General features: G+C 40.0%; 17 protein-coding genes and 1 pseudogene. 10 read left to right on the top strand and 8 right to left on the bottom strand.

Features of this window, described 5'->3' with window-relative positions:
• Position 1: 1 nt before the first annotated feature.
• Entirely contained in the window at positions 2–574 is a 573-nt protein-coding gene (locus QHT84_RS06410; protein ID WP_283238730.1) for an RsmD family RNA methyltransferase, read from the bottom strand.
• Positions 571–1,383 (bottom strand): DUF3822 family protein, encoded by an 813-nt coding sequence (locus QHT84_RS06405; RefSeq protein WP_283238729.1) that lies wholly within the window; start codon positions 1,381–1,383, stop codon positions 571–573. Before QHT84_RS06405 ends, QHT84_RS06410 begins: the two co-directional genes overlap by 4 nt.
• Before the next feature lie 140 nt (positions 1,384–1,523).
• On the opposite strand from QHT84_RS06405, the gene QHT84_RS06400 reads away from it, so the two are divergent.
• Positions 1,524–2,945 carry an ATP-dependent DNA helicase gene (locus QHT84_RS06400; RefSeq protein WP_283238728.1) on the top strand — a complete coding sequence of 474 codons (1,422 nt, stop codon included), beginning with the start codon at positions 1,524–1,526 and terminating at the stop codon, positions 2,943–2,945.
• 78 nt (positions 2,946–3,023) lie between these two features.
• Entirely contained in the window at positions 3,024–3,749 is a 726-nt protein-coding gene (gene kdsB, locus QHT84_RS06395) for a 3-deoxy-manno-octulosonate cytidylyltransferase (RefSeq protein ID WP_283238727.1), read from the top strand.
• On the opposite strand, the gene QHT84_RS06390 is transcribed toward kdsB, so the two are convergent.
• Positions 3,746–4,459 (bottom strand): potassium channel family protein, encoded by a 714-nt coding sequence (locus tag QHT84_RS06390; RefSeq protein ID WP_283238726.1) that lies wholly within the window; start codon positions 4,457–4,459, stop codon positions 3,746–3,748. The genes kdsB and QHT84_RS06390 overlap by 4 nt on opposite strands.
• Positions 4,456–5,118: a spermidine synthase gene (locus QHT84_RS06385; RefSeq protein ID WP_283238725.1), complete on the bottom strand. Its 663-nt coding sequence runs from the start codon at positions 5,116–5,118 to the stop codon at positions 4,456–4,458. The genes QHT84_RS06390 and QHT84_RS06385 overlap by 4 nt, the downstream gene beginning before the upstream one ends.
• A 58-nt stretch (positions 5,119–5,176) precedes the next feature.
• On the opposite strand from QHT84_RS06385, the gene QHT84_RS06380 reads away from it, so the two are divergent.
• The 6 genes from QHT84_RS06380 to QHT84_RS06355 all read left to right on the top strand — a co-directional run bounded on the left by QHT84_RS06380 (position 5,177) and on the right by QHT84_RS06355 (position 11,826).
• Complete coding sequence (locus tag QHT84_RS06380; protein ID WP_283238724.1) at positions 5,177–5,728, top strand: 1-acyl-sn-glycerol-3-phosphate acyltransferase; 552 nt, start codon at positions 5,177–5,179, stop codon at positions 5,726–5,728.
• Between the two features lie 59 nt (positions 5,729–5,787).
• A complete protein-coding gene (locus QHT84_RS06375; RefSeq protein ID WP_283238723.1) occupies positions 5,788–6,810 on the top strand; it encodes a hypothetical protein in 1,023 nt (340 codons plus the stop codon).
• 102 nt (positions 6,811–6,912) lie between these two features.
• Positions 6,913–8,064 (top strand): M14 family metallopeptidase, encoded by a 1,152-nt coding sequence (locus QHT84_RS06370; RefSeq protein WP_283238722.1) that lies wholly within the window; start codon positions 6,913–6,915, stop codon positions 8,062–8,064.
• 74 nt (positions 8,065–8,138) lie between these two features.
• Entirely contained in the window at positions 8,139–8,621 is a 483-nt protein-coding gene (locus tag QHT84_RS06365; protein WP_121313528.1) for an Lrp/AsnC family transcriptional regulator, read from the top strand.
• Between the two features lie 77 nt (positions 8,622–8,698).
• Complete coding sequence (locus tag QHT84_RS06360) at positions 8,699–11,284, top strand: phosphoenolpyruvate carboxylase (protein ID WP_283238721.1); 2,586 nt, start codon at positions 8,699–8,701, stop codon at positions 11,282–11,284.
• A 23-nt stretch (positions 11,285–11,307) separates the two neighbouring features.
• Positions 11,308–11,826 carry a DinB family protein gene (locus tag QHT84_RS06355; RefSeq protein WP_283238720.1) on the top strand — a complete coding sequence of 173 codons (519 nt, stop codon included), beginning with the start codon at positions 11,308–11,310 and terminating at the stop codon, positions 11,824–11,826.
• Positions 11,827–11,914: 88 nt separating this feature from the next.
• Here the strand turns inward: QHT84_RS06355 and QHT84_RS06350 are convergent, their stop codons facing one another.
• The 4 genes from QHT84_RS06350 to aroB all read right to left on the bottom strand — a co-directional run bounded on the left by QHT84_RS06350 (position 11,915) and on the right by aroB (position 16,224).
• Positions 11,915–12,331 carry a DNA primase gene (locus tag QHT84_RS06350; protein ID WP_283238719.1) on the bottom strand — a complete coding sequence of 139 codons (417 nt, stop codon included), beginning with the start codon at positions 12,329–12,331 and terminating at the stop codon, positions 11,915–11,917.
• A 10-nt stretch (positions 12,332–12,341) separates the two neighbouring features.
• Entirely contained in the window at positions 12,342–13,316 is a 975-nt protein-coding gene (locus QHT84_RS06345) for a deoxyhypusine synthase family protein (protein WP_283238718.1), read from the bottom strand.
• A gap of 154 nt (positions 13,317–13,470) precedes the next feature.
• Entirely contained in the window at positions 13,471–14,868 is a 1,398-nt protein-coding gene (locus QHT84_RS06340; protein ID WP_283238717.1) for a type III PLP-dependent enzyme domain-containing protein, read from the bottom strand.
• A gap of 288 nt (positions 14,869–15,156) precedes the next feature.
• Complete coding sequence (aroB, locus tag QHT84_RS06335) at positions 15,157–16,224, bottom strand: 3-dehydroquinate synthase (RefSeq protein WP_283238716.1); 1,068 nt, start codon at positions 16,222–16,224, stop codon at positions 15,157–15,159.
• A gap of 87 nt (positions 16,225–16,311) precedes the next feature.
• On the opposite strand from aroB, the gene QHT84_RS06330 reads away from it, so the two are divergent.
• Together QHT84_RS06330 and QHT84_RS06325 are read left to right on the top strand one after the other, a co-directional pair.
• A complete protein-coding gene (locus QHT84_RS06330) occupies positions 16,312–17,484 on the top strand; it encodes a proline dehydrogenase family protein (protein WP_283238715.1) in 1,173 nt (390 codons plus the stop codon).
• Between the two features lie 103 nt (positions 17,485–17,587).
• Positions 17,588–21,328 (top strand): annotated as a pseudogene (locus QHT84_RS06325) (hypothetical protein); the annotation flags it as partial.

Here is a 21,328-nt window from a genome sequence, read left to right as displayed (position 1 = left end):
GTTAGTCTTCCTCGTTATCCTCGACTTCCTCGTCGGCTTCGAATTCGAAGAAACTAAACACCGAACCGCCATAGTTTTTTTGGAACGAATAATAAGCCATGTGGTCTAATTTGGTGTATTTGGAATGTTCCACTATCAACATGCCTGCTTCGTCCAGCAATTCGTTGTCGAATACTGCCGTCACTAGCTTTTCAAAATCGGCTTGCGACAAGTCGTAGGGTGGATCGGCAAAAATAATATCATACGTTCCGCGATGTTTTTCCAAAAACTTAAACACATCACTTTTTATGGCCGTGATGTCAAAATCAAATTCTTTGGCGGTTTTTTTGATAAAATTCACACAGCCCATATCGCCGTCAACGGCAATGATAGGAGCACAACCGCGCGACGCAAACTCGTAGCTGATACTTCCGGTACCGGCAAAAAGCTCTAATATTTGGAGTTCCGAAAAATTAAAATGATTATTCAATACATTGAACAAAGCTTCTTTAGTCATATCGGTTGTAGGACGAACCGGCAGGTTTTTGGGCGGATTTATTCGTCTTCCTTTATATTTTCCGGAAATGATTCTCATGCGTGTACCAATATAAAGTGCTCCCGGTTTTCTTTTTCCGACAACCCATTCGATATAAAACTAACATCCAACAAAGCTACGTTGCGAATATATTGGTAAGCCAAAGCAAAAAGCGCATCGCCTTCGCTTATTTTACCCAACAATTCCAATTTAAAATGTTCGGGATTCAGTTGTAATTGTTCGGCTGTGAATAAAACATAATACAGAAAATCCTCTGGCGTGGTGTAATCAAAGGAGTTATAGAGTTGCAATTGTTGATTTTGAATCACCACAATCTCAAAATGCGATTCGCTGACATGTACAAACATTTTGCGCTCTTCATTGTTTTTCGACAAGTCAAGCAGCTTTTGCACCAAAACGGTATTGGCGTGTTTGTAATCAAAACTACCGAAGCGGTCGATAAAAAAGTTGTTCATATTTACATACGGAATGTACACATGATGCATCTCGTACTTGGGCAATTCGTCAAAAGCAAAAAAATCAGTTTCAAACACTTTGGTATTAAACTGTAAATAGCTTCCCAAATAGTCTTCGTCAAACAAGGCTGTCGGAACAAAAGTCGACAAGTTGTTGCTGTGTACAATCACCACTTCGTCATAACCGGCACTCAATTCGGGATAGGTTTGAAAGGCTTCGGCAAACAAATCTTCTATTTTAGAAGTCACATGCACTTTGCCCATGGCAATGGTTTGCAGGGTTACGGGTTTGTTGCGTAACGTATCTACAGTCACAAAAGACAGACCGTTCAGGGAAACCTGAACCACTAACTTTCGGTACATTTTATCGATAACGCTGGTGTTTTGCCACATAGTTTTTTTGCCATGATTGCGGAAGGCAAACTTACAAATTTATGTCGAACTGACGCATAAGGATAACTTCTACTTTTTGTGTACCGATTTCTGAATTCTAACTGTTATATTTGAAATCCAATAATTCATCCTAACTATCCATGACTTCCCAACAGTTTTACAGTGTGTTACGACAGCACTTTCCGTTTCAGCCCACCGTAAAACAAGATATATTTTTGCAACAGATAGCCGATTTTGTCACCAATAAAAACTCGGAAGAGATTTTTGTGCTCAAAGGCTACGCCGGAACCGGGAAAACCACGGTGATTTCTACCATAGTCAACAGCCTGGCGGTCATCAACAAAAAGTATGTGTTGTTAGCGCCCACGGGCAGAGCGGCCAAGGTTATAGCCAATTATTCCAACAAAGACGCTTTTACCATTCACAAAAAAATTTATTATCCCAAAAAAGGGAAAAGCGGCGGCGTGTCTTTCACCATGAAAGAAAACAAGCACACCAACACCATTTTTATTGTGGATGAATCCTCGATGATTTCCGATGTCAATTCGGAAGCCAAGTTGTATGAAAACGGTTCACTGCTCGACGATTTGATGATGTATGTGTATAATGGCAAAAATTGCAAGCTCATCTTGCTGGGCGATACGGCTCAGTTGCCGCCGGTGCAGTTGGAGGAGAGTCCGGCTCTTGATACGCAGGCACTTTCGCTTCATTATAACAAGGAAGTTTTTTCGATTGAGTTAGACGAAGTCATGCGACAAGAAGAAAAATCGGGTATCTTATACAATGCGACCGAATTACGCGAGTTGCTGAAAAGCGATTTTGTTGATACCTTTCAGTTCAAGCTCAACGGTTTTAAAGATATAGTGCGATTGACCGATGGGTATGACATACAAGATGCCATTCAAACGGCATACAGCCATTACAGTATTGAAGACACTTGTTTTATTGTTCGTTCCAATAAAAGAGCCAACCAATACAACCAACAAATTCGCACCAAAATTTTGGATAAAGACAGCGAACTTTCGGTTGGCGATTATTTAATGGTGGTGAAGAACAATTACTTTTGGCTTAAGGAAACCGACGAAGCCGGTTTTATTGCCAACGGGGATATAGTTGAAGTGATGCAGATTTTTGGTTTTAAAGAATTATACGGATTTCATTTTGCCAAAGTCAAGCTCCGCATGGTGGATTATCCCAATCAGCGTCCGATTGAAACCATTGTATTGTTGGATACACTCACCAGCGAATCCCCTTCGTTAACCTATGAAGAAAGCAACAAGTTGTACCAAGAAGTGATGAAAGACTACGAGGGTGAAGCCCAATACCGTAAATTTTTAAAGGTTAAAAACAACGAATATTTCAATGCGCTTCAGGTAAAGTTTTCCTATGCCGTAACTTGCCACAAATCACAAGGCGGCCAATGGAACACGGTTTTTATTGAGCAACCGTATTTGCCCAACGGGATTGATGTAGATTATGTGCGTTGGTTGTATACCGCGGTGACACGCGCCAAAGACAAGTTGTATTTGATTGGATTTAAGAATGAGAGTTTTGAAGAATAATATCAATTACAAGCTACTATATTATTATAAATTAACAAAACACTGTACCTTAGCTACGCAAAACCGTAACGCCTAACTATGAAAATCATTGCTGTTATTCCCGCCCGTTATGCATCCACCCGTTTTCCTGCCAAATTGATGCAGGATTTAGGCGGTAAAACCGTTATTCGTCGTACGTATGAAGCAGCTGTCAACTCCGGTTTGTTTGACGATGTTTTTGTGGTGACCGATTCCATTTTGATTTATGACGAAATCATCAGTCACGGCGGAAAAGCCATCATGAGTGTTAAAGAACATGAAAGCGGTAGCGATCGCATTGCCGAGGCGGTTGAAAATTTGGAGGTAGATATTGTAGTGAATGTGCAAGGCGATGAACCGTTTATCAACGCGGCACCGTTGGCCAAAGTCATCGATGTGTTTCGTAACGATTTTGAACACAAAATCGATTTGGCTTCTTTGATGTTTGAAATTACCAATCCCGAAGAAATCAATAATCCGAACAATGTGAAAGTGGTTACCGATCAAAATGGTTTTGCGCTGTATTTTTCGCGTTCGGTGATTCCGTATCCTCGCGAAACCAACGTGGGTGTTCGTTATATGAAACACATTGGTATTTATGCTTTTCGAAAAGAAGCCTTGTTGGCGTTTTATCATTTGCCGATGCAATCCCTGGAAGCTTCCGAGAAATTAGAACAGTTGCGCTATCTCGAATTCGGCAAACGCATCAAAATGGTCGAAACGAACCACGTGGCTATCGGTATCGATACGCCGGAAGATTTGGAAAAGGCCCGGAAAATGCTCTAGATATCTTCGGCATCATTGTCGAAATAGCCTTTCGATTTGACTTTGGTCGAAAAGAAATTCAAAAACAAAATCACAAACGACAAAAAGAACAAAGCCTGTACGGAAACCAAAAATTTTCCGAAAGTGGTGATGGGATAATAATCGCCGTATCCGATGGTGTTAGACGTCATCAGACTGAAATAAACAGCATCCGTCCAATGTTGAAAGGGAATATTGGTATTTTGTCCCAAAGTGTAAAAAACCCCAAAGGCAATAATGACTTCCAGATAGTTAAAGAAAAGCAACAGCATAGAGCGTTTATAGGACCTCGGACGGGCAAACAAGTCGGAGGCAAAAATCAAGGTCGGGATGTACAAAATGGTTTCCATAATCAGATATACCAAAATCCATAACAGTACTTTGTGATCTTGCCAATCGTTTATAAGTATCAGCAGGGGAAAGGTCACTTTCAGCAAGATGTATATATCCATGGCCAAATCTTTGTAGGCGTAGCCAATTTTGGAAGCCAAGGTTTTTACATAAATACCGGGAAAGAGCAATTGCGAAATGGAAAGAAACAAGCGAAATATTTTTTCAATTCCGTTATCATCCTGATGGTCGTTGTTCCAAATAGATCGGATGTTTAAAATGCGTCGTTGAATCGGATTGTATTGGGGTTGGTAGGAGTTAGAAACGTTTCCGATCAATAACTTTCTGAAAAAATCCATCATGCTAATTTTTTTATGGTAAACAATTCGTTGTGTGTTTCTACTTTAGGATACATACGAAGCGAATAATTGCCTCCAAATTTGCTCTTGTATAATAAGTTTCGCTCTTCGTCTTTTTTGTTGATGACCATCGTATTAAACAAAATGAAACCATTTGTATTGAGTAATGAATTGATTCGGTTGATGAAAAAATCTTCAAACAAAAAATTAGGCATGTTGGTATCCTGAAAAATATCGATAATAATAAGGTCGTATTGCGCTTTGGTTTTCAGTACAAATTCAAAAGCATCATCGTGTATGATTTGGAGATTGGTAATCTGATTGAGTTGAAAATAATGATTGGCCATTTGGATGATGTTTTCATCAATTTCAACTCCAATAATCGATCCGGTATATTTGATTTCGTCGACTAATGTTTTAATCACACTGCCGCCGGCAACGCCCAAAACCAATATGCTGTTAAAGCTTCGAATGCGTTCAAAACCAATATATTTCAAACCTTTACGCAAAATGCGTTGCAAACTGCCATAGGAGTAATTGGTGTTTTGGCTGTCTAAAACCAGTTCACCATTGTTCCAGGTAATTTCAAGCGATTTGCTCACAGCCGAATTGGTTTTGTAAATAGTAACGGGAACAAAATAGCTGAACAGTTTTCGAAGCATGAATAAATATTTTCTCAAAAGTAAACGATTAACACTAAATTTACGCAAAATAATACAGATGAAAAAGAAACTCTACCAATTTATTTTTTTTCGTTTGATGGGTTGGAAAATCATCGGAACTATCAATCCCGAGGTCAAAAAATGTGTCATGATGGTGATGCCGCATACGTGCAATTTTGATTTTTTTATTGGCTTGCTCAGCCGAGGCATCATCGGACTCGAGATGAATTTTGTGGGCAAAAAAGAGCTATTTGTTTTTCCGTTTGGCTATTATTTTCGAAGCATCGGCGGTGCGCCGCTCGACCGAAGCGGCGGTAAAAATGTAGTCGATGCCATTGTTGATGTTTTTAATGCCAGAGACGTCTTTCGCATGGCCATTGCGCCCGAAGGCACGCGTAAAAAAGTACATCAACTCAAAACCGGTTTTTATTACATAGCGCTCAAAGCCGGTGTTCCTATTATTCCGATTGCGTTTGATTATGCCAAAAAAGAGGTCAGAATCGGTAATCCGGTTTCCGTTACCGGTAATTATGAAGCCGATATGGAAATCATATTGCCTCATTTTAAAGGGGCTGTTGGAAGGTTTCCCGAAAAACAGTTTGAGGTGTAAAACCAACCCGTTTTTTTTCTCGTAAGTAAGATTGTTATAAATCAACAAAACTATTTACTATGAAAAAAACACTTTTATTTTCGACTTTGCTCTCGGTAGTTTTTATTTCATGCTCCGACAATGCCACCGATGCTTCGGCTAATGCTCAAGATCGTTCCGCCAAAAAAGCGTTTACTTTATTTACGACCAGCAACACCAGCGGTCAAGTTTCGGTTACCGATTATAACGAATCAATGCCTATGCCGTATCGTTTTAATGTGGCTTCTGCCGATGCCGAAGGCGCTTACTATTTTGATGGTAGTGATGAGTTTCTCTTAGCATCGCGTTCTAACAATAGGGTAGAAACTTACGGTAACGTGAGGAATGCAATAGCAATAAACGCGACCGATTTATCCCTAACGGCTACCAGTTCATCCGACTTTACTAACGCCAGAGAAGTAGCAGTCTCGAATGATAGAGTAGTGGTAACACAAGATCAGAGTCCGGTCAACAACAATACCAACAAACTAATTGTTTACCAAAAAACAGGTGCCGGTTTTGTATTGCTCAATTCCTACACGGTTAATTTTAAAGTTTGGGGTATTCATTTAGAAGGGAACACACTGTATGCTGTGGCCGATTTGACCGGTGATTTAGTGGTTTTTGAGAATTTCTTTGCCAATCCGAGTGGTGCTATCTTTCCCAACAAAAGAGTCACTATTGAAGGGTTGGTACGCACACATGGTATTACCTATTCTAAGAAAGGGAATACCATGATTTTGACAGATGTAGGTTTGGCTGCATCTGATTCCGATGGCGGTATTATCATCATCAAAGGGTTTACCGATGTGTTGGCCAATACGCCAAATATGGGAACAATTGCTATGAACAAACAAATCAGAATTTACGGTCCGGCTACTTCACTGGGTAATCCTGTAGATGTGGCGTATGACCATTTTACCAAAACCATTTTTATTGCCGAAAGATTGAACGGAGGTGGTAAAGTATTGACTTTCGAGGTGCCGACATCCAACGTCAATGCGATGCCTACTTCTTCACGAGCCGAGGCAGGTGTGACCAGCGTCTATCTTTTCAGAGAATAATCAGTTGTACGGGATTGGGTAAAAAAACCTTCGGTGTGTGAGTGCCGAAGGTTTTTTTATGGCTGTATTTTTATTCGTTTCTTTTTTAGCTAAATTTGAGACATGAATTATCTGCAACTACAACAACAATATAAGGAAGAAAGCCTCTTCGGAAGGTATATTGCCCTCAAACACATCGAACCGATACTGTCTCAATATTCTGTGGAAGTAATTGGTTTTTCAGTTTTAAATAAACCGATTTATCAATTAGAATGCGGTACAGGCGCCATAAAAATTTTGATGTGGTCGCAAATGCACGGCAATGAGAGTACTACAACCAAAGCATTATTTGATTTTCTGAATTTCTTGCATTCGGAGACACCCGAGAGTCAACAGTTGTTGCGGACTTTTAGGTTCTGTATTTTACCGATGCTTAATCCTGATGGCGCCGCGTTGTATACCCGTGAGAATGCCAATAAAGTCGATTTGAATCGCGATGCGCAAAACTTGTCTCAACCTGAGAGCCAAATATTACGGGCCGTGTTCAATCGTTTTCAACCGCATTATTGCTACAACTTACACGATCAAAGAACTATTTTCGGATTGGAACATTCGGAGCACAACGTGAAGCCTGCTACAGTTTCGTTTTTGGCTCCGGCCTACAATGAAGCCCGGGAAATTAACGAAGTCAGATTAAAAGCTATAAGCGTTATTGTGGCGATGAACAAGGCATTGCAAGCCTTAATTCCGGGTCAGGTAGGCCGATTTGATGATTCCTTCAATTTGAATTGTGTAGGCGATACGTTTCAACACTTTAATGTACCTACCATCTTGTTTGAAGCCGGTCATTTCCCCAAGGATTATGAACGGGAAGAAACCCGGAAATACATTTTCACGGCCTTAGTGGCTGGAATTCAGTATTTACGCGAAAACGATGTAGTTAACAACAAAACCGAAGATTATTTAAATATTCCGCAAAATAAAGTCGTTTTTTATGATTTTGTTTATAAAAATGTCAAAATAAATTATGATGATAACGAAAAAATCATCAATTTTGCAGCGCAATACAAAGAAGTACTACAACAAGATAAAGTTACTTTTGAGGCAAAAATTGCTCAAGTAGGTGGTTTAGAAAACTTTTCCGGTCATATTACGGTGGATGCCGAAAGACAAGTTTACACCGACGGCGAGTATGATTTTCCGAATATCGAAAGAAATGCTGATTTTTGTTTAGGAAAAAACATAAAAATTGTTAACGGTTTGGTAAAAACATAGCATTTAACTTTTTTTATTAAAAAAAATGTATTTTTTTTGCGGTAAATTTTTAAAAATAAATAAACACCATTTTTATGAGTAAGTTTCGATTAGATGAAGTAGATCACCAAATTTTGGACATGTTAATTGACAATACCAGAATTCCTTTTACGGATATCGCCAAAAAATTATTGATTTCGGCGGGTACCGTTCATGTTCGTGTAAAGAAAATGGAAGATTCTGGAATTATTATGGGTTCTTCTCTTTCATTAGATTATGAAAAATTAGGCTATTCATTTATCGCTTACGTGGGAGTATTTTTGAACAATACGTCTCAAACCAAATTTGTGTTGGAACGCATCAATGAAATTCCATATGTTACTGTGGCGCATGTTACTACAGGAAAATTCAATATTTTCTGTAAAATCAGAGCGAAAGATACCAAACACGCCAAAGACGTTATTTTTATGATTGATGATATCGAAGGTGTATATCGCACTGAAACCATGATTTCGTTAGAAGAAAGTATCAATGACAAAAAACGTTTGATGCACACCATCTTTCAAGAATTAGACTAGTATAAAGTCGAAATATATTTAAAACCTCAAGTGAAAGCTTGAGGTTTTTTTATTATCTTAAACCAAAATTTTGCGTCATGTATACCTTGCCGAAAATAGAACGGTTCAATCAAACCGTACGGTCTAAATATCCAATATACAACAGCATATTTATCACGTTGCCGTTTGATGCCATTGACAATACCGGCGTATTGTTGCCCTTGTTTTCTGAGGTTTGCGAGAATGGATTCCGAAACAAGTGGTCGCCAAAACAAATTGTTGATTTTTTTGCCGATAAGTATTTGGACAAGGCTACCGAATCGCAAAAAATAGATTTGATGTTCCGATTTATACAATACGTGGAACGTCAAATTGTATTGTTTGATGCCATAGAAGACGCCGCTTTTCCCATTGTGAATAACATGGAAGGCCGCGGCTCGTTGCGTGCAATTAAGGAAAGAACTGAGGCCGCATCGAAACGCGATGAGCTTAAAGAATTCTTGGAACGCTTTAATGTGCGAACCGTATTAACGGCACATCCGACGCAATTTTATCCCGGTTCTGTTTTGGGGATTATCACCGATTTAACCGAGGCCATTCGCCATAACGATTTGATAAAGATTGAACAATTGTTGGCCCAACTGGGGAAAACGCCTTTTATTAAAAAAGAGAAACCAACGCCGTTTGATGAGGCTGTCAGCTTGATATGGTACCTGGAGAATGTTTTTTACCCAACCATAGGCGAGATGATGCAGTATTTGCAATGGCATATTTTTGAAGGAAACACTATCGAAAATCCCATTGTAGATTTGGGGTTTTGGCCGGGTGGAGATCGCGACGGAAATCCGTTTGTAACGCCTGAAATTACCGAGAAAGTGGCCAAACGATTGCGGACTTCCATCATGAAATGCTACTATTTTGATATTCGAAGTTTAAAGCGCAAGCTTACCTTTGAGGAAGTCGATACCATTATTGCTGATTTGGAATACAAATTGTATCGCTCGGTGTTCTATTCGCAAGGCGATATCTATATCCGTTTGGAAGAACTCAAGAATGAACTTACTCGAGTCAGACAGATTGTAATTGAAAAACATCAGTCGCTCTACTTGAATGAGATTAATTTGTTGTTGCAAAAAGTCACCCAATTCGGATTTCACTTTGCTTCGCTCGACATTCGTCAGAACAGCAAAATTCACAACCAGGTGTTCGATGATATTCTTTCTTTTTTAAAAAGAGAAAAAGCGGTGTATTTTCCGGAACAATATGATGCGATGTCGGAAGTAGAAAAAATAGCCGTGCTTTCTGATTTGGAGTACAATATCAGTGAGCATTTCTTTTCCAATGAAACGACCCTCAACACGCTCGAAACGATAAAGTTAATGCGCGAAATTCAAAATGATAACGGAGAAAAGGGATGCAATCGGTACATCATCAGTAACAACGAAAGTGCGCTGCATGTAATTCAAACGTTTACTATGTTGCGGTTGATGGGTTGGGAAAATCCAACGGTAGATATTATTCCGCTTTTTGAATCGGTTGATGATTTACAAAAGGCCCATACCATTATGGCACAATTATACCAAAACGAACGTTATCGCCTTCATCTTAAGGAACGAAAGAACAAGCAAACGGTAATGTTGGGATTTTCGGACGGCACCAAAGACGGCGGTTATTTGATGGCCAATTGGAGCATTTTTAAAGCCAAAGAAATGATTACGCAAGTATCCCGAGAATATGGTGTAAAAGTAATTTTCTTTGACGGTCGCGGCGGTCCGCCGGCACGTGGCGGCGGTAAGACACACCAATTTTATGCTTCTTTGGGTTCGACAATCGAAAACGAAGCCATACAAATTACGATTCAAGGACAAACCATCAGTTCCAATTTCGGCACACAAGATTCGTGTCGGTATAACTTAGAGAATTTGTTGAGCGCCGGAGTGTCGAATGCCATCTTTACCAACAACGACAACAATCTGTCTGAATCGGAGAAAGCGATCCTGAATACCTTGGCCGAGTTGGGTTATCAAAAGTATACCGATTTTAAAAATCATCCTAAGTTTATTCCGTATTTGGAACAAATCAGCACCTTGCCGTATTATGCCAAAACCAATATCGGAAGTCGTCCGGCCAAACGCAACAGTGATGACCAACTCAATTTTGCAGATTTACGTGCCATTCCTTTTGTGGGTTCCTGGAGTCAGTTGAAACAAAATGTACCCGGATTTTTCGGAGTAGGAACGGCCTTGAGGCATTTCGAAGAAACCAATGCCTGGCAGGCGGTACAAGACATGTATCATCATTCGCTTTTTTTCAGAACCTTATTGGAAAATACCATGATGTCACTAGCCAAATGCAATTTTGAGTTAACCGCTTATCTGAAAGACGATCCGGAGTTTGGTGCTTTTTGGCAAATTATTTTTGAAGAATACCAAGAAACCAAACGACTTTTGTTGAAAATAGCCGGTCATACCGAGTTGATGCAAAATTATCCCGACGGTAAGGCTTCGATAGCCATGCGAGAACAAATAGTATTACCTTTGCTAACCATTCAACAATATGCGTTATCACAAATTAATGCCCTAAAAAAAGAGGCGAGTCCCGATAAAAATGTCATTGGTGTCTACGAAAAATTGGTAACGCGTTCTTTGTTTGGGAATACTAATGCCAGTCGAAATTCGGCTTAAAAACGTAATTAAATACAATCATCATGAAAAAATCAGAATTACACACCGACGAGTATGCCGCGTATTACGGAGCTTATATTGATTCGGTTACCGATGCCTATAATTTGGTGGAAGAATTGGAAATCTCGGTTCATCGCTTAGTCAAATTTGTTCAAGACATTCCTATGGATAAATTTGATTACCGTTATGCCGAAGGCAAATGGACCATTAAAGATATTTTATTGCACTTGATTGATGCTGAGCGCATCTTTGCCTACCGTGCGTTGCGTTTTGCCCGAAAAGACGAAACGCCTTTGGCGAGTTTTGATGAGAATGCTTATGTAGTGGAAGCGAATGCCAACAGCAGAAGCATACAGGATTTATTGAGTGAAATGTTGGTGGTCAGACAAGCGACTTTGGCTTTGTTTAAGTCGTTTTCAGAGGAGCAGTTGTTGCGCAAAGGAATCGCTTCCAACAATCCGATGTCGGTTCGGGCTTTAGGATTTACGATTATTGGCCATCAAAACCATCACCAACGTATTTTTCAGGAACGATATTTATAAACGGATTAACTCAAATGTCCGGAAATTAAAAATCCCAAATTCGATTTGAATCTGGGATTTTTAATTATAGGGTTATTTATATTTTAAATTACTCTTCATCATCATCTTCAAAATTATCCGATTCCGAAAAATCGTCATCGTCTATATCATCTTCATCATCATCATCCGAACCGCCTTTGTCTTTTAGTAAATCTACATCTTCATCATCATCGTCAGAGGGCGCATCGTCATCATCATCCAAACCTTTGATAGGCTCAATAGGTTCAATTACCGCATCCAAATCATCCTCTTCATCAAATTTCTCCATACGGCTGGCCAATTTGGTACTCACTTTTACGAGGTAAATAGTGTCTTCTGTTCGCACTTCTACGGCTTCGACCAATTCGTTTTGAGCATTACGAAAACGAATGATGTCGGTATCATCATAGCCTTCGGGGAATTTCTCGACCAATAAGTTGAGAATATCTCCGGTTAGTTTAGCATAATCTACAATAATTCTTCTCATAAAAAATCTTTTATAAATCCAGTAAGTAAGCAAAAATTAACGGTGCCACGATAGTAGCATCCGATTCAACAATAAATTTGGGGGTCGTAATATCCAGTTTTCCCCAAGTGATTTTTTCATTTGGGACTGCTCCCGAATAGGAGCCATAACTGGTAGTAGAGTCTGAGATTTGACAAAAATAGCTCCAAAACGGAACATCGTGCATTTCCATGTCTTGGTACAACATCGGTACTACACAAATAGGGAAATCACCGGCAATACCGCCTCCGATTTGGAAGAAGCCCACGCCTTTCCCGTCACAATTTTTAGTATACCAATCGGCCAACCACATCATGTATTCGATGCCGCTCTTCATGGTCGTCGGTTTGAATGTTCCTTTAATACAATAAGAAGCAAAAATGTTACCCATGGTACTGTCTTCCCAACCCGGAACTACAATGGGTAAGTTTTTTTCGGCGGCTGCCACCATCCACGAATCTTTAGGGTCGATTTCGTAGTATTGTTGTAACACTCCGGAATTAATCATTTGGTACATAAACTCATGTGGGAAATAACGTTCTCCTTTAGAGTCGGCATTATGCCAAATATCGTACAAGTGCGATTGTAATCTTCTGAAGGCTTCTTCTTCCGGAATACAAGTATCCGTTACACGGTTGTAGTGATTTTCTAATAAATCCCATTCTTCCTGAGGCGACAAGTCACGATAGTTGGGTACTCTTTTATACGAGTTGTGTGCCACCAAATTCATAATATCTTCTTCCAAGTTGGCACCGGTACAAGAAATAATATGCACTTTATCCTGACGAATCATCTCGGCTAATGATTTACCAAGTTCTGCGGTACTCATAGCACCAGCTAGGGTAATCATCATTTTACCATTTTCTAGTAAATGGGCTTCATATCCTTTGGCAGCATCTACTAACGCTGCCGCATTGAAATGAAGGTAATTTTTTTCAATAAACTGGCTGATGGGTCCTTTGCTCATTTTTGTTTGTTTTTGTCCACGGCAAACCGTTAATTCAGGTTTACGTATGGCAAGTTTGTTTCGTTTGCGGTTCAAAGAAAAACTATTTTTCTAAACCGTCAAACTCTTTTTTTAAAAAAATATTCCAAATGTGACAGCAAAAGCTGTTACTCAATTACTTGTTGTAACCTAATATTTTTAAGACGTCTTCTGAGCTTTGTTGTTCCGAAAAAACTTCGGTAGCCAAGATGCCGTTTTCATCTCTGTCAATTAAAATGTGTTTGGGCTGTGGGATTAAGCAGTGGTGTAATCCGCCAAAGCCGCCGATGGTTTCCTGATAGGCTCCGGTATTGAAGAATCCGATGTACAATGGTTTTTCTTTATTGTACTTAGGCAAATACACGGCGTTCATATGTTGTTCCGAATTATAATAATCGTCACTGTCGCATGTCATTCCGCCCAAAAGTACTCTTTCGTAAGTATCATTCCAACGATTTACAGCCAACATGACAAAACGTTTGTTGATGGCCCAGGTATCGGGTAAAGTCGTGATAAAGGAAGAATCAATCATGTTCCAGTTTTCACGATCATTTTGTTTTTTTTGATACAATACTTGATAGATAGCACCGCCCGATTCGCCTACCGTAAAGGAACCAAATTCGGTAAAAATATGTGGTACATCAATTTCGGCCTCATCGCAGGCAATTTTAATTTGGTTCAAAATTTCTTCCACCATGTATTGGTAATCGTATTCAAAAGCCAAAGAGTTTTTGATAGGGAAACCACCGCCAATATTTAAACTGTCGAGGGTAGGACACTCTCTTTTTAAGTTGATGTACACTTTCATACATTTCAACAACTCGTTCCAATAGTAAGCTGTGTCGCGAATTCCGGTATTGATAAAGAAATGGAGCATTTTAAGTTCCACTTGCTTGTTTTCCTGAATTTGTTTTCTGTAGAAGGGCAAGATGTCTTTGTACCCAATACCTAAACGTGAAGTATAAAACTCAAATTTCGGTTCTTCTTCAGCGGCAATACGAATGCCGATTTTGAATTTCCCCTTGATTTGTTCCTGAAGTAAGTCGAGTTCTTCGTAATTGTCGATAACAGGAATGGTTTTATTGTGCCCGTTATTCATCAAACGGGCAATATTCGATACGTATTCATCGCGTTTGAAACCATTGCAAACCACATAGGTGTTTTTATTGATTTTGCCCTCTTCCATTAATTTTTCTACGATATTGATGTCGTAAGCCGAAGAGGTTTCGATGTGGATATTGTTTTTAAAAGCTTCATTCATGATAAATTTAAAATGAGAGCTTTTGGTGCAATAGCAGTAGTAATATTTTCCTTCGTACCCAATTTTTTCCATTCCTTTTCTAAACCAACCTTTAGCTTTGTTGATATTGTTCGAAATGGCCGGTAGATAGGTAAATTTTAAAGGGGTTCCGTACTGCTCAACCAATTTCATCAAATCGATATTGTGAAATTGAAGATTGTCTTTGTTGAGGCTGAATTCTTCTTGCGGGAAGTAAAAAGTTTGATTAATTAAGTCGTAATATTTAGTGTTCATTAGTGTTTAAGAATTTCAGATTAATTAAATGTAGGACAAATTAATCTGCGATTCAAACTCTAATATTGGCATAAATAATAGGAAGCTTTTCCTGAAATAAAAAGGCGGCCGGAGAGCACAAATCGGAGTCATCGCATTTTTGCAGTGAAAAATGCGATGCTAAACCCAAGAAACACTTTGTAGTCTCTTGACTGTAAATACAGTGGTTAGTAGGGTTTGCCATTTGTTTCATCAGGGCAAATGTAAAAAATAATATAATCGATATACAACAATTGGACGAAAAAAACATTAGTTTTTATAATCGAAAAAAGAAGCTGTAATCATTTCATTATCAATCTCTTGGTTGATTTTGGTTTTGCCGATTCCGTCCAGCAATGTGAATTGTATTTTTCCGTACTCATTTTTTTTGTCATGAATCAATAGATTGAGTATCGGTTTGAGGTCTTTTTCTTCAAAAATTACCGGTTCAAAAACGTGATTTATGACAGATTTAATCTCGTAATAGTCGTTTTCTTGCAGTAGTCCTTTTTGCCAAGAGAGATGACTTTCCAAAATCATACCCACTGCAATGGCTTCGCCATGAAGCAATGGCTTCTTTTCGGGGTTTTCTAAAAAATAACTTTCTATGGCATGCCCCAATGTGTGGCCGAAATTAAGTGCTTTTCGAATGCCGTTTTCGGTTGGATCCTGCATTACAATTTCGTTTTTAATCGCAATAGAACGGTGAATCAAGGAGTCGAGATCGGCAAAGTCGACTTGATTCAGGTCTTTGAATTGCGACCAATATCCGGCATCGTATATTAAACCGTGCTTAAGCATTTCCGCTAAGCCGGAACGCATCTCGTTTTGGGGTAAGGTGGCTAGGTATTCGCTGTCAACCAAAACCAATTTTGGGGAGTTAATAACGCCGATTTGGTTTTTTAAATTCCCTAAATCCACTCCGTTTTTACCGCCGATGGAGGCGTCCACCATAGCCAAAAGTGTGGTAGGAATGTTAATAAAATCGATGCCTCTTTTAAAAGTGGAAGCCACAAAGCCACCGATATCGGTAATAACACCGCCGCCAATATTGATAAGTAGTGTTTTTCTGTCGGCTCCCAAATCGGTCAGAATGGTCCATATTTCAACACAGGTATTGATATTCTTTTCGTTTTCTCCGGCTTCTATTTCAATAATCTCAATGTTTTTGTCGGTAGTCAAAAAGGATAAGAATCGAAGCAAGCAATGTTCGTTAGTATTAGAATCGACTAAAATAAATAAATTGGAATACTTATTTTGTATGATAAAATGATTGAGAGAATCATATTCTTTTTCCCCAAAAAAAACGGCATATCCGTTGGCTGAAATGGTTTGCATTTTTTATAAATTGAGCCCCAAAAATAAGGTAAAAATTGATATATAATCAATTAAGACTGTTTATATTTGCCGCATTAATAGTACATCATGGAAAAAATTTTTGACAATACCAAAGTAGCATTTGAACTCAAGTCGGATACCGAATTAGACAGGGCTTATTTTTTGTTTAAATTGATAGATAGCGAGCCTTTAGTGCGCATTGGTACTGCCGTAACCAATTTTGCTCTCAAAGCACACTTACCCGTGGAAGGGTTAATCAGAGCGACTGTTTTTGATCATTTTTGCGGCGGAACGACTGAAGAAGATTGTTTGACGGTAGTAGATAAAATGTATACCAAAGGTGTTTCTTCGGTTTTGGATTATTCGGTGGAAGGTAAAGAGGAAGAAGCTCAATTTGAAGCAGCCCTGCAGATGACTTTAAAAACCATTGAATTTGCCAAAGAGAGAGCGGCTATTCCGTTTGCTGTTTTCAAACCAACCGGTTTCGGACGTTTTTATTTATATGAAAAGGTAGGGGAAAAGCAACCCTTAACCCCAGATGAACAAAAAGAATGGCAGCGAGTTGTAGAGCGTTTCGACATCGTCTGTAAAGCGGCATATGAGAATGATGTTGCGTTGTTGATTGATGCTGAAGAGAGTTGGATGCAAGATGCCGCGGATGAAATCGTCACCAATATGATGCGCCAATACAACAAAGAAAAAGCTATTGTTTTCAACACGTTACAGTTGTACCGATGGGATCGATTGGATTATTTGAAAGAATTGCATCAATTGGCACAAAAAGAGAATTTCTTCATCGGAATGAAGTTGGTTCGCGGGGCTTATATGGAAAAAGAAAATAGTCGCGCAGAGGAGAAAGGGTATCCTACCCCAATTTGCGACGGTAAAGAAGCCACGGATAAGAATTACGATGAAACGGTTGTGTACATGATGGAACATTTGGATAAAATGGCCATTTTTGCCGGTACACACAATGAGTTAAGTTCGTATAAATTGATAGCGTTAATGGAGGCCAAAGGGATTTTGAAGAATGACAACCGAATTTGGTTTGGACAGCTCTATGGAATGAGTGATAATATTAGCTATAATTTGGCAGCTCACGGGTATAATGTGGCCAAGTATCTGCCTTTCGGACCGGTGAGAGATGTTATGCCGTATCTCATCAGAAGGGCAGAGGAGAATACTTCTGTAGCGGGCCAGACCAGTAGGGAGCTCAATCTTTTAAAAACAGAAAGAGACAGAAGAAAAATCGAAAAATAAACAGTGTTTACAGACTGATTATTCATAAAACATTAAAAATCAGTATATTTGAATCGTTATTGCTGTTTTGGCAATCTTAACCTACCATGAAATTTATTTAAGAATGAAGATTTTTACTTTTTCAAAACATATATTTTTAGTTGGATTGTCTTTTTTGACCTTTCAAGGTATCGCACAGAATCTTTTAACCAATGGAGATTTTCAAGGGGCTGTAAATACCGGTTATCAAGGAGGGCAAACCCCGTACAACTATATCGCTGGCCCCTTTAGCGGAGTTACTGGAGCCGGTGATTGGACAATCAATACCAATCCACAACCGGTAAACACGGCTTCCTTTCTTTCGACAGGCGATCACACTACCGGAACCGGTAGGATGATGATTATTGACGGGACCAATTCAGGGGGACAGCCCCGATTTTGGAGGGCAGGTACCGGCGGAACCGGCGTTTGCGGGTTGAATATAGGAACCAATTATCGCTTTTCATATTGGATTCGATCGGTTTTTACCAATGCAAACGGAGGAACTGTAGCGAATGTTGGCGTGCAATTTATTAATGCCATTAATGTCACCCTCGATTCAGGAACGACTACCGCACCACCTACCGCCAGCGGTTGGCAAGAAGTGGTATATAAGTTTACGGCCACCAATACCTGCGTCTACATAGAAATGTACAATAACAATACTGATTTTGTTGGAAACGATTTTGCAATCGATGATATGCGCGTGATTGCCGATTCAACCTGTCCGGTACCCACTGTAACGGTAACTCAACCTACATGTACCGTAAATACGGGAACGATTGTTTTTACCAGTCCGATAAACACATCTCCATTACCTATTCCGACCGATTTATTCATTTCAGAAGTAACCGATGAAGACGTTGGAGCGCTCACGTATATCGAAATTTTTAACGGTACGGGTGCACCCAAAAATTTGGCGAATTATAAACTCAAAATATACAATAACGGAAACACTTTTACTTCTTGTGAGTTTCCTTTAACCGGAATTCTCAATAATAATTTTGTTTATGTGGTTTCGGTTGGAAGTACCGTAAATCAGGGCGGTATAACACCAACCTTAGTAGTGGCTTCTTGTGCGGGAATTAATGACAATGACAATATCCGACTTACCACCAGTACCGATGTACCCATCGATTTATGGGGAAGAACAGACGGGGTGTCTTTTACGCCGGCCAATCAACCGGGTTATACTTATCGAAGAATTGACACCGCTCCACATCCCAGTTTGACGTGGAATCCGGCAGATTGGAATGCTTTAGACCCTCAGGATTATACCAATATTGGAACGTATGCTTATATTACCAACAACTATGAGTACAGTATCAATGGGGTGAATTACCAAGCCAGTCCAACTTTTACAGGGGTAGCACCGGGGACTTATTATGTTACAGTTAGAGATATCATCACGGGTTGTGTTTCTATATCAGTACCGGTTACTGTTGATCCTGTTCCGGTTGCCCCGTCTTCTCCACCAATATTGTTTTGTGATGGTGCCAATACCACTGCCACTCAGGTTGGTTTTGATTTTAATAGTATTGGTCAACACAGTTTTGATTTTACGTACTCGATAGATGGAGGGCCTGCTGTAAGTGGAACCATTCCATTTTCACCGTCCAGTTATTTTGTGACCGGTGTTTCACAAGGACAAGCGGTAACATTGACAATTAATTGGAACGGGGTTTGTACTACGCCACTAACAGTAACCTGTTATCCTACTTGTGTAACACCGGTTACTCCCACATTCACTCAGGTAGCACCGATTTGTTCGGGTCAAGCGTTATCGCCATTGCCCACGACTTCCAATAACGGAGTAGTAGGAACATGGGCACCTGCACTCAATAATACGGCTACAACTACCTATACTTTCACTCCTAATCCGGGGGAATGTGGTACTACAACAACAATGACTATTATCGTCAACAATCCTGTTACGCCTACGTTTACACAAGTGGCTGCCATTTGTGCAGGTCAAACACTGACGGCGTTGCCAACGACTTCTAACAACGGTATCACCGGAACTTGGTCACCGGCATTAAACAATACTGCAACCACAACCTATACATTTACACCAAATGCAGGGCAATGTGCAGGTACAACAACAATGACGATTACGGTTAATCCCGTAATCACACCAACGTTTACGGCTGTCTCGCCAATATGTACCGGACAGTCGTTATCGGCTTTGCCTACAACATCAAACAATGGCATTACCGGTACCTGGTCGCCGGCGCTTAATAACACAGCAACAACAACGTATACTTTCACTCCCACTGCGGGTCAATGTGCTTCCACTGCCACACTCACAATTACGGTAAACGGAAATACCATAACACCTACTTTTACGGCCATAGCCCCAATTTGTTCGGGTCAAGTTTTGTCAGCTTTGCCAACGACTTCCAATAACGGAATTACCGGAACCTGGTCACCCGCCTTAAACAATACGGCAACCACAACGTATACTTTTACACCCAATACAGGTCAATGTGCCACAACCACCACTTTAACCATAACGGTTAATCCGAATAACATAATTCCGACTTTTACTTCAGTTGGTCCAATTTGTCCGGGACAAACCTTGTCACCTTTACCGACTACCTCTAATAACGGTATTTCGGGAAGTTGGTCTCCGGCTTTAAATAATACGGCTACCACCACCTATACGTTTACCCCTAACAGCGGTCAATGTGCTACCAGCACTACGATGCAGATTGTGGTAAATTCAACCGTCACTCCAACATTTACCGCAGTACCGCCTACCTGTACGGGTACGTTTATTGCACCATTACCAACTACGTCTGACAACGGAATCACAGGGACTTGGTCGCCTGCCATTAACAATACTGCCACTACTGTTTACACATTCACCCCTAATGCGGGACAATGTGCGATTACAACTACAATGACTATTACCATTACTCCAAGAGTGACACCAACGTTTACTGCAGTAGCTCCTATTTGTAGTGGAGACGTATTGGCTCCGTTGCCAACCAATTCTAACAACGGTATTTCCGGCAGTTGGTCACCGGCATTGAATAATACGGCTACAACAACTTACACCTTTACGCCTAGTCCCGGTGCTTGTGCCAATACAACAACACTTCAAATTACGGTAGTACCACAAGTAGATCCCGTAGTTAGTGTGGTAGAATCATGTGCTTCTAATACAGTTACGGTGACCGGTCCGTTAGGTCCTAACTATGAATATTCTATAGATGGAGGGGCTTATCAGACTAATACGGTTTATTATAATTTGGCTGCTGGAAATCATACCATCACCGCACATGAAATTTCTGCCAATTGTTTCTCAAATGCCGTGAATTTCACTATAAACTCAGTGGTCAACGATGTGGTAGTTACTAATCCACCACCTTTGCAAGTTTGTGACCCTAACAATGATGGTTTTGAAACATTTAATTTAAACACTGTCATTAATATCGTCACCGGAGGAAACCCTTATGCAGTTACTTTTCATGAAACGATTACCGATGCCCAAACCGGAGCTACTCCAATACCAACACCTGCCAATTACGACAGTATCAATCCGGGATCTCAAATCATTTATATCAGAGTTCAATCTAATACTACCAGTTGTTTTGAAATTGTACCACTACAACTGATAGCTAATCCTACTCCGGTAGCTACCGAGCCTTCGGATTACCAATTGTGTGATTACACGGGTGCTGTGGGGTATGAGACATTTGATTTAAGCAGTGTAGAGCCGGAGATATTGGGAGGTATCGACCCTGCGCTTACCGATGTTACGTTCCACACGACTTTAGCGGATGCTCAAAACGATGCCAATGCGATTACATCGGAGACGAGT

The sequence above is a fragment of the Flavobacterium sedimenticola genome (genome assembly GCF_030053345.1).
Lineage (GTDB): Bacteria > Bacteroidota > Bacteroidia > Flavobacteriales > Flavobacteriaceae > Flavobacterium > Flavobacterium sedimenticola.
The sequence above is the reverse complement of the archived record's forward strand: the minus strand, read 5'-3'. Positions and strand labels throughout refer to the sequence as shown.

Excerpts from the sequence above, each read along its gene's own strand:
- QHT84_RS06410 (WP_283238730.1), bottom strand. The coding sequence starts at position 574 with ATGAGAATCATTTCCGGAAAATATAAAGGAAGACGAATAAATCCGCCC.
- QHT84_RS06370 (WP_283238722.1), top strand. The coding sequence starts at position 6,913 with ATGAATTATCTGCAACTACAACAACAATATAAGGAAGAAAGCCTCTTC.
- QHT84_RS06405 (WP_283238729.1), bottom strand. The coding sequence starts at position 1,383 with ATGTGGCAAAACACCAGCGTTATCGATAAAATGTACCGAAAGTTAGTG.
- QHT84_RS06400 (WP_283238728.1), top strand. The coding sequence starts at position 1,524 with ATGACTTCCCAACAGTTTTACAGTGTGTTACGACAGCACTTTCCGTTT.
- aroB (WP_283238716.1), bottom strand. The coding sequence starts at position 16,224 with ATGCAAACCATTTCAGCCAACGGATATGCCGTTTTTTTTGGGGAAAAA.
- QHT84_RS06330 (WP_283238715.1), top strand. The coding sequence starts at position 16,312 with ATGGAAAAAATTTTTGACAATACCAAAGTAGCATTTGAACTCAAGTCG.
- QHT84_RS06390 (WP_283238726.1), bottom strand. The coding sequence starts at position 4,459 with ATGATGGATTTTTTCAGAAAGTTATTGATCGGAAACGTTTCTAACTCC.
- QHT84_RS06360 (WP_283238721.1), top strand. The coding sequence starts at position 8,699 with ATGTATACCTTGCCGAAAATAGAACGGTTCAATCAAACCGTACGGTCT.
- QHT84_RS06350 (WP_283238719.1), bottom strand. The coding sequence starts at position 12,331 with ATGAGAAGAATTATTGTAGATTATGCTAAACTAACCGGAGATATTCTC.
- QHT84_RS06340 (WP_283238717.1), bottom strand. The coding sequence starts at position 14,868 with ATGAACACTAAATATTACGACTTAATTAATCAAACTTTTTACTTCCCG.
- QHT84_RS06375 (WP_283238723.1), top strand. The coding sequence starts at position 5,788 with ATGAAAAAAACACTTTTATTTTCGACTTTGCTCTCGGTAGTTTTTATT.
- kdsB (WP_283238727.1), top strand. The coding sequence starts at position 3,024 with ATGAAAATCATTGCTGTTATTCCCGCCCGTTATGCATCCACCCGTTTT.
- QHT84_RS06355 (WP_283238720.1), top strand. The coding sequence starts at position 11,308 with ATGAAAAAATCAGAATTACACACCGACGAGTATGCCGCGTATTACGGA.
- QHT84_RS06365 (WP_121313528.1), top strand. The coding sequence starts at position 8,139 with ATGAGTAAGTTTCGATTAGATGAAGTAGATCACCAAATTTTGGACATG.
- QHT84_RS06345 (WP_283238718.1), bottom strand. The coding sequence starts at position 13,316 with ATGAGCAAAGGACCCATCAGCCAGTTTATTGAAAAAAATTACCTTCAT.
- QHT84_RS06380 (WP_283238724.1), top strand. The coding sequence starts at position 5,177 with ATGAAAAAGAAACTCTACCAATTTATTTTTTTTCGTTTGATGGGTTGG.
- QHT84_RS06385 (WP_283238725.1), bottom strand. The coding sequence starts at position 5,118 with ATGCTTCGAAAACTGTTCAGCTATTTTGTTCCCGTTACTATTTACAAA.